The sequence below is a fragment of the Streptomyces sp. NPDC104309 genome (assembly GCF_055584025.1).
The window spans coordinates 1-9,045 of record NZ_JBVJMV010000102.1 but is presented as its reverse complement, the minus strand read 5'-3'; the positions used below and the strand labels follow the sequence as shown (position 1 = coordinate 9,045).

General features: G+C 68.4%; 6 protein-coding genes and 3 pseudogenes. 6 read left to right on the top strand and 3 right to left on the bottom strand.

Annotation, left to right across the window (positions count from 1 at the left end; translation table 11 throughout):
• From ACZ68L_RS46080 to ACZ68L_RS46055, 6 genes and pseudogenes are all read left to right on the top strand, one after another.
• Window positions 1–255: pseudogene (locus ACZ68L_RS46080) on the top strand (MFS transporter); the annotation flags it as partial.
• 67 nt (window positions 256–322) lie between these two features.
• On the top strand, window positions 323–2,965 hold the full coding sequence (locus tag ACZ68L_RS46075) for an ATP-binding protein (RefSeq protein WP_469590791.1): 2,643 nt from the start codon (window positions 323–325) through the stop codon (window positions 2,963–2,965).
• A gap of 50 nt (window positions 2,966–3,015) precedes the next feature.
• Entirely contained in the window at window positions 3,016–4,320 is a 1,305-nt protein-coding gene (locus tag ACZ68L_RS46070; protein WP_469590789.1) for an aminotransferase-like domain-containing protein, read from the top strand.
• Window positions 4,321–4,459: 139 nt separating this feature from the next.
• The gene (gene hppD / locus ACZ68L_RS46065) at window positions 4,460–5,536 is read left to right on the top strand and encodes a 4-hydroxyphenylpyruvate dioxygenase (protein ID WP_469590787.1); all 1,077 of its coding nucleotides are present in this window, start codon (window positions 4,460–4,462) and stop codon (window positions 5,534–5,536) included.
• Window positions 5,537–5,651: 115 nt separating this feature from the next.
• Window positions 5,652–6,767, top strand: a complete 1,116-nt coding sequence (locus ACZ68L_RS46060; protein ID WP_469590785.1) for an alpha-hydroxy acid oxidase — start codon at window positions 5,652–5,654, stop codon at window positions 6,765–6,767.
• A gap of 212 nt (window positions 6,768–6,979) precedes the next feature.
• Window positions 6,980–7,240, top strand: a complete 261-nt coding sequence (locus ACZ68L_RS46055) for a hypothetical protein (protein ID WP_469590783.1) — start codon at window positions 6,980–6,982, stop codon at window positions 7,238–7,240.
• A 76-nt stretch (window positions 7,241–7,316) separates the two neighbouring features.
• Here ACZ68L_RS46055 and ACZ68L_RS46050 read toward each other — a convergent pair.
• The 3 genes and pseudogenes from ACZ68L_RS46050 to ACZ68L_RS46040 all read right to left on the bottom strand — a co-directional run.
• Window positions 7,317–7,454 (bottom strand): annotated as a pseudogene (locus tag ACZ68L_RS46050) (ISAs1 family transposase); the annotation flags it as partial.
• A gap of 18 nt (window positions 7,455–7,472) precedes the next feature.
• Window positions 7,473–8,242 (bottom strand): annotated as a pseudogene (locus ACZ68L_RS46045) (IS630 family transposase); the annotation flags it as partial.
• 25 nt (window positions 8,243–8,267) lie between these two features.
• Window positions 8,268–9,045, bottom strand: a 778-nt coding sequence (locus ACZ68L_RS46040; RefSeq protein WP_469590782.1) for an IS3 family transposase, incomplete at its 5' end; no start/stop codon positions are given.

The window sequence follows — 9,045 nt, the reverse complement described above, 5'->3', positions numbered from 1 at the left end:
CTGCGGGGCCGCTATCTGGGCGTCTACCAGCTGTCCTGGTCGGTCGGCGGTGCCCTCGCCCCGGCGCTGCTCACCGCGCTGTTGGAGGGCGGTGCGGCGCTGCCCTGGGTGTTCCTCACCGCGATCAGCGTGCTGGCCGTACCGCTCGTGCTCGGACTGGACCGGGGGCCCGCGCCCACGGGCGACGCCGACACGGTGTCGGCCTCGTCTCGTCCGACGACGTCACCACCCGGGCAGGGCGGACAAGCCCATTGATCGATGTCCCTGTCGTCGACCGCCTGATTGCGGAATTGCTCGATCAGAGTTGCGTGGGTGCTCACAGATGCAGAAATCCAACGAGAAGGCGTCTGCATGCGAGACGTGTGGGGAGCGCATACAACGCGTCGAGGGCAAGAAGTCGACACACACCCGATATTGCTCGAATGCCTGCCGGCAACGCGCTTACCGGCGCCGCGTCAAGGACGGGACACCTCTGGCCGGCGCCAACGACGCGACTCAACTGAGCAGTTTCATCGGCCGCGAGCACGACCTCGTCGAATTGCGTCGCATTCTCCGTACCACCAGGCTCCTCACCGTGACCGGACCGCCCGGCGCCGGTAAGTCCCGGCTCGCGACGGAACTCGCGAAGAAGGAACAGCGCGTCAGCCACCGCGACACCGTGTTCGTCGATCTCCGCACTCCGGAAATGGCCGGTTCCGAGCCCCGGCGGGCCGTCGCGGCCCTTGAGGCGACCATTGAGGACCAGATCGCGCCGATGATCCGGCGCACGGCCGGTCGCGCCGATGAACAGCTCGTCCTGCTCGACAACTGCGAGCACGTACTGGAGACATGCGGCCCGGCGATTGTCGACCTGCTGTTCCGATTCCCGGGACTGCGCGTGATCGCCACCAGCCGGGAGACGTGGCGCATCTCCGGTGAGGCCGTCTACCGACTCCCCGGACTCTCCCTGCCCGACGCCGCCTCCGTCGACTCGCCGGAGAGCTGCCTACGGGCGGACGCTGTACGGCTGTTCGTCGAGCGGAGCAGCGCGGTCAACCACGAGTTCCGGCTGAACGAGGAGAACTCGGAGGACGTCAGAGCTGTCTGCACCGCACTGGACGGCATCCCGCTGGCCCTCGAACTCGCCGCCCAGCTCGCCCGCGCGCTCCCCGTGGCCGAGATCAGGGAGCGCCTCAAGGAACCGCTGTCCCTGCTGAATCAAGGCTGGCGGACGGCCGACCCCCGACACCGCAGCTGGCGTGCGGCGTTGCGGTGGAGCTACGACCACCTCGGCGCCGATGAACAGCGACTGTTCCGCCGTCTGTCGCTGCTGACCGGCATCAACAGTGTCGAGGCGGCGACGGTGGCGTATGGCGGCGATCCCGCCGACGCCGAGACGGTCCCCGACCTTCTGATCAGCCTGGAGGCCAAGTCGCTGGTTGTCGTCCGCACGCGCGGACCGCACCGGCCCTCCGGTTACCAGGTGCCGAACTCCGTCGGCAGTCTCGGCCGGCAGCACCTGACCGCCTCCGGAGAGGAGGAGGGAGTGCTGAACCGGCTGGCGGACTGGACGGCGGCCCGCGCGAGAACGCTGAACGACGAACTGGTGCTGTCCCCCGGGGCATTGTACCAGTTGTCCGAGGAGCGCGACATCATCCGCCGTCTGTTGTCGTGGCTGGCTACCACCGACGACGAGAGGCAGCTCTCCTTGTCCTGGGCGCTCGCCGCCGCAGAGCTGGCGTCCGGTGAGAACGTGGGCGATGTCCTGGAGAGAATCCAGCACACGCTGGCGGTCACCGAGACCTCCTCCGCACGCCGCCACCACGCGCTGGAGGGAGCGCTCACGCTTGCCTGCTGGTATGGGCACGGTCGGCAGGCCATGAATCTCGTCGGGGAGACCGTGGCCGTCGCGCGCCGCTCCGGTGACGACGTACAACTGGCCCGGGTCGCGCTGCTGTCGAGCCTTGCCAACGAGATGTACGGCGACCGTGAGGCCGCGTATCGCGACCTCGATGTGGCTCTGGGCGTCGCGAGACGTGGTGCGGAGGAGGTCCCGCTCGCCGTCTGCCGGGCGCATCTGGCCCGGCACCTGCTGCACCGCGGCCGCTGCGGCCTGGCCGCCGTGCTGCTGGAGAAGACCCTTCCCGTGTTGCGGGCGTCGGCACCGCCGGAACACCTCAGCGCCGCCCTGATCACCGCTGGTGCCCTCGCGCTGGAGAACGACGACCTGCCCAAGGCCGAGGGGTTCTTCCAGGAGGCCCTGGACTCCGCGTTCCGGCCCGGTGCCTACGACGGGATTCTCGGGCTTGCCCTCTGCGCGGCGCGGAGCGATGACTTCGAGCGCGTGCTCAAGCTCATGACCACCACTGAGGGCAGGCCCTCCACGGCGCTGCGCTTCTTCCCTGCCTGGCGTAAGGAGCTTGTCGAGGCCTACGGTGCCGCCACGCGCATCTTGTCGAAGGGGCGGGTCGTCGCGGCACTGGCGTCGGCCCGCGGTCTCGGCCTCCGGCAGAGTGTCGTGCTGGCCCGCGCCGACGCCGTTCCCTCCCCGCCGACCGGGGACGACGACCTGCTGACGGCGCGTGAGTGGGAGGTGCTTCAGCTGGTGATGGAAGGATTCGCCAACTCGGAGATAGCCCATCGGATGCACCTCTCCGTGCGGACGGTGGAAACGCACATCCGCAGCATCCGGTCCGTCCTGCGACTGCGCTCCCGCGCGCACATGGCCGCCTGGGCCGCCCGCCACACCCCGAACTCGTTCGCCGACGTCAACAAGACCGCCCACCTGGGATCGCGGCATGACGCGAGTGGAGTCTCCGAGACGGTCCGCGCGTCGGGATCTGGCGGCGGTGAACAGCTGCGAGTGCTTCCGACCGCAGCGCGGGCCGCGCCGCCAGGGATCGCCTCCTGGCCATTGACCGCCCCTCGCGGAACAGCGTGCTCCCCCGCGTTACGACACGGCCGGGACCACCGCCCGCTCTCGTAACGGGGGCGATCACCGGTCCCCCGGGAGCGAGCAGCGTCGAGAGTGACGGCATGGAACTCGCGATGGCGGAATTGACCCGCGCGCTACAAGACCCCCTGCTCGACGCGATGAACTTCCTCAACGAGGTCGCCGAGCGGTTCCCCGACGCCATCTCCTTCGCGGCGGGACGGCCGAACGAGCGATTCGTCACCGCCGACGACACCGCGAACGACCTGCGTGCGTTCCGCACCTACCTGACGGCGCACTCGACCCGGCCCGAGCATGACGTCATCAGAGCCCTGTTCTCGTACGGACCGGCCAAGGGCATCATCAACAACCTCGTCTGCCGGTACCTGCACGTCGACGAGGGCATCGAGACCGTTCCCGAAGCGGTCGTCGTGACCGTCGGCGCGCAGGAGGCGATGGTTCTGGTCCTGCGCGCGCTGTGCCGCGACTCCGCCGACGTCGCGCTGGCGGTTGCGCCGACGTACGCGGGTTTCACAGGAGCGGCCAGCGTGGTCGGTATGCCCGTTCTCCCTGTTTCCTCGGGTGACGACGGAGTCGACCTCGACGATCTGGAGGCCGTTCTCGCCACGGCCCGCGCGGCCGGTCTTCGGCCTCGCTGCCTCTATGTCATCCCCGACTTCGCCAATCCCACCGGGACGTGCCTGCCGATCGCCGAGCGGCGTCGGCTGCTCGAGGTCGCCGAACGCAACCGGCTGCTGATCGTCGAGGACAACCCGTACGGCATCTACGCAGGTCACGGCGAGCGGCTCCCCACCCTCAAGTCCCTCGACGAGGGCGGCCAGGTCGTCTACATCGGTTCCTTCGCCAAGTCGGTGATGCCGGGCGCCAGGGTCGGGTACGTGGTCGCCGATCAGGCGGTGACCTCGGGCGGGCGCAGGACCGGCCTGCTGGCCGACGAGCTCGGCAAGATCAAGAGCATGATCACCCTGAACACATCCCCGGTGAGCCAAGCGGTCGTCGCCGGTCGTCTCCTGGCCCACGACTTCAGCCTCGTCCGTGCCAATGAGCGGGTGACCGCCGTATACCGGGACAACCTGGACCGGCTGCTGCGCGGGCTGCGAGTACGGTTCGGCGGCGACGGCGCGCAGGCCGTGCACTGGACCAGGCCGGTCGGCGGCTTCTTCGTCATGCTGCACGTTCCGTTCCGGGCGGACGAGGCCCTGCTGGAACACTCGGCCAGTCGTCACCAGGTGCTCTGGACACCGATGAGCCAGTTCTACCCCGGCTCCGATGCGGGCGCCCGCAGCCTGCGCCTGTCGTGCAGCGCGCTGCGGCCCCAGGACATCGGACCCGGCCTGGACCGGCTCGCGGCACTTGTGGCCGAGCAGAGCTCAGTGGTCGCGTCCTGACGCCGACGCCGGCCCGGACGGGGCGGTGGATCTCGCGGTCGACTGCCCGGCATCCGTAACAGCGGCTTCTGCCGATCCGGTCGACTCCTGGTCCGCACAGCATGGACGTACTGAGCTGACACGAGGAGAGAACACCGTGATGCCTGTGCTGGAAGATCTGAGTGTTGACCATGTCCGGTTCGCCGTCGCGGACCTCGACACCGCGACCGATGTCTGGGTGAAGCGTTACGGCATGGGCCTGTACGCCCGCTCCGCCGACTCGGCGTCCAGCGCGGGTGTGGCCACCGCGGCGGTAGGGACAGCGGACATCAGGCTGGTGCTCACTGGCGCCGCAGGAGCGGACCACCCGGCCGCGGCGTATGTGGCACTGCACGGCGACGGAGTGTCCGACATCGCGCTCCGCACCTCCGACGCGGCAGCGGCCTTTCGTACAGCCGTCCGACGCGGCGCGCAGCCGGTGTCGCCCCCGGCCGACCACGACGGGATCATCTGTGCGACGATCTCCGGCTTCGGCGATGTGGTGCATACCTTCGTCGAGCGTCCGAACGCCCTGGGCTCACGCACCCTGCCGGGACTCGTTCCGTCCGGCGAACCGGTCAAACCCGGCGCGGACGACCACTTGGACACGGTTGACCACTTCGCGGTCTGCGTCGAGGCCGGCCAACTGCGCCCGACGGTGGAGTACTACAAGCAAGTCCTCGACTTCCGCGAGGTGTTCACCGAACGCATCATGGTCGGCGAGCAGGCGATGGACTCCATTGCCATACAGAGCCGCTCCGGTGACGTCACCTTCACGGTCATCGAACCCGATCTGACACTGCAGCCCGGCCAGATCGACGCGTTCATCAAGAACCACGGCGGCGCCGGGGTGCAGCACATCGCCTTCAGTACCCGCGACATCACCCGGGACGTGGAAAGGCTGCGCGACACCGGCGTCCGGTTCCTCGAAACACCCGGGAGTTACTACGACATGCTGCCCGAGCGGCTGACACCCACCCGCCACGGTGTCGAGCAGCTGAGGGCTCTCGACATCCTCGCCGACGAGGACCCCGACGGCCAGCTCCTGCAGATCTTCACCGGCTCCGTCCACCCGCGCAACACCCTGTTCTTCGAGCTCATCGAGCGGCTCGGCTCACGGACCTTCGGCAGCGCCAACATCAAGGCACTGTACACAGCGGTCGAACGGCAGCGCGCCGCGGACGACGACCGCCGGTGAGGTCGGGCCCGCGCCACCCGATTCGGCCACGGCGCGCAACGCACACCGACGGCCACGCCCCCACCGGGCCGCGAGGTCACCACCTGAGCAGGGTTGTACGAGAAAGAGTCCCCCAATGAGCAGTACCGGCGCCGGACCGGGCGTCACTCCACCCTGGACCCGCGTGGCGGAGGCCGAGCAAGCGGCCCGCGACCGGCTTCCGGCGGACATCTGGGACTTCGTCGCGGGAGGCAGCGGGGACGAGTCCGTCCTGACGGGCAATCTGACCGAGCTGAACCGAATCACCGTGGTACCGCGTGTGCTGAACGGGCAACCGGGCGGTGTGCGGCTGGCGCGGCAACTCGGGCGCAGCGAGACCCGGATGCCGGTGGTGATTGCCCCAATGGCCTACCAACGACTCGTCCACCCCCAGGGTGAACTCGCGGTGGCCGAGGCTGCGCGCGCGGAAGGCATTCCGTACGTTGTGCCGATGCTCTCCAGCCACCCGCTGGAGAAGATCGCGGACGTGGGCGCGACACTGTGGTTCCAGCTCTACTGGCTGCGCGACCGGGGAGTGCTGCTCGACCTGGTGCGCCGGGCCGAACAGGCCGGCTGCCGGGCCATCGTCATCACGGTGGACGTCCCCGTCATGGCCCGACGGCCGCGCGACCTGCGCAACGGATTCGCCCTGCCTGCCGACGTCACCGCCGGCAACCTCGACGACACCGGCCCCACCACCCACACCCGGGTGCCGGGCGCCTCAGCCGTGGCGACCCACTCCGCGGTCGCCTTCGATCCGGCGGCCGGCTGGTCCGACCTGGAGTGGCTGCGCGCCCAGACCGAACTGCCGTTGGTGGTCAAGGGGATTCTCGACCCCCGCGACGCCGTGCGGGCGGCCGAGCGTGGGGCCGACACGGTGGTCGTCTCGAACCACGGCGGCCGTCAGCTGCCCGCGGCCGTGCCGAGCTGCGCCGCGCTGCCCCCGGTGGTCGAGAGACTGGCCGGCCGCTGTGAGGTCCTGCTGGACGGCGGCGTGCGCACGGGAGCGGATGTCCTGCGTGCTCTGGCCCTGGGCGCCGACGGTGTGATGTACGGCCGTCCGGTGCTGTGGGGCCTCGCCGCGGACGGCGCGGCTGGTGTACGCACCGTTCTCGGCCTCCTGCGCACCGAGACCGAAGAGGCCGTGCTGTTGTCCGGCTGCGCCGACCTCGCCGCCGTTCGTCAGCTGACGGTGGCGCGCACCGTCGCGTAACGGTGTCTCACGCCGTTCGGGCGGATGGTCCTGTTCGGCCGGGGCAGTGGCGTGCGGCGTCGCCGCGGACAAAGGCTGCTCTGGTCAGTTGAACAGAGCTTGACCACGGGCGGCGAGCTTTACAGAATTCCACCCGCGCCATCCGAGCCGCGGACTTCCAAGAGCGCCGGGCCATTTCCGTTCTGGGCGCTTCACAACAGAGGGAAATCTCCATGAGCGTGCAATCTCTGCTGCGCGAATCGCGTGACACCGAATACCTTGACGGGATCGACTTGGGCGCCTATCTCGAACTGGTCCGCGAAAAGCATCCGCGACTTTACGCGGAACTCGACTTCGGCCGGGACGGCGCCGAGCAGGCCCTCAAGTCACTCACCCAGGTGTTCAACGAGTTCGAGACCGACGACCAGGAGAACGGCCGTGGGGATTCCTACCGCCGGGCACAGGAGCACATCCACGGCAGCTGTAGTTCGTGAGGCGTGAGGCATCGCCGCTGGCCGGCGTGGTGGATGGGGTCAGGGCCCCGGCGTTTGCCGGGATCGTCTGGTTTGATCACGTGATGCCGTAGAGGGCGAGGGCCCGGCCGTGGTCTGCGTGGGCTCGGCGTCCGGCTGCGGTGTTGACGTAGCCGGCGAGCTTGAGGGCGCTGCGGATCAGGTCGCGGATCGCGGCTACTGAACTTGAATGGGTGATGTCGGCCTGATCGTGTCAGCTGGTCAGGGTCAGGCCGGTGCCTATGAGGCAGCCGTCGATGAGGTGCGGTCGGTACTGGGTCTTCTTGAGGCTGCGCTTCACGGCGGCGGCGAGCTGGTCGAGGTTCGCGGCGGCGAGGTTGCCGATCGTCCGTTTCACCAGGGACCAGATGCCTTCCTGGGGGTTGAGGTCAGGTGCGTAGGACGGGAAATGAAAGACGGTCAGCCAGTCCTCGTTCGCTGCGATGAAGTCTTTCATCTGTGACATGAGATGGGTGCGCAGGTTGTCCCAGACCAGGACGATGGGGCCTTTGAGCTGGTTGTGCGCCCGCACGATGAGGTCGCGGTAGTCCTGCCAGGTGAATCCTTTGGGTTCGCCCTTTCGGCCCCGGTGAACGCGGAAGCTGTAGATCAGCCTCGACCGGTCTCCGGGGCGGAAGCAGACCATTCCCGCCATCGAAACCCGTCCGGAACCGCGGCCCTGGACGCGGACGACCGGAGTCCGGCCGACCCGGCCCCAGGACCTCGCGCGTGGCGGCCTCAGCGACTGGCTGGCCTCGTCCTCGAAGACGATCCAGGCCCCGCGGGCCGCCGCCGTGCTTTTACCTGCGGCCACACCTCCTTCTTCCACAACTCCACTGCGTCGTCGTCACGTTCGATCGCTCTGCGGGCCGGCTGCTGCCAGGACCAGCCATGACGCTTCAGTAGCCGCCATGTCCCCTCCACCGTGTAGCTGACGTGAAACAACCGCCCGATCAGAGTCTTCACCCGGGCCAGTGTCCACTGAACCGCCCCGGGTTCGGTAGAGATCTCAGATTGTGGTTTTGACCTGGGGTTTCGCGGTGGTGAGGTAGTGGTTGGTCTCGTATTCGACGGGTGGGATGTGCCCTATTTCACCGTGGAGTCGGCGGTGGCAGTACCAGTCGACCCACTCGGCCGTCGCGAGTTCGACTTGGGAGAGTGTCCTCCAGGGCCGGCCGGGCTTGATCAGCTCGGTTTTGAACAGGCCGATCGCGGACTCCATGAGGGCGTTGTCGTAGGCGTCGCCGACCGAGCCGATCGAAGCCGCGATGCCGACGGCGTCCAGATGCTCGGCGAGCCGGAAACTCGTATATTGCGACCCGGCGTCCGAGTGATGTATCAACTCGCCTGCGGTGTGGGGGAATCCGTCCCGATCGCGCTGCCACAGAGCCATCTCCAGGGCGTCCAGTACGAGCCTGGTCTCCTTCGACGCGGCGGCGGACCAGCCAACGATCCGGCGGGAGAAGGTGTCCACGACGAAGGCGACGTAGACGACTCCGGACCACGTCTTGACGTAGGTGAAGTCAGCGACCCGGCAGCGGTTCGGCGCCGGCGCGACGAACTTGCGGTCCAGCAGGTCCGGCGCCCGTTCGACTGAGCTGTCCGGGATCGTGGTGATGACCTTCTTTCCGCGGACGGCGCCGGTGATGCCGAGATCCCGCATCAGGCGTTCGACGGTGCACCGGGCTACTACGTGGCCCTGGCGGTGCAGCTCACGCCAGACCTTCCTGGCGCCATAGACACGGAAGTTGGTCTCGTGGACCTCGGTGATCAGCTCCTTGAGGGCG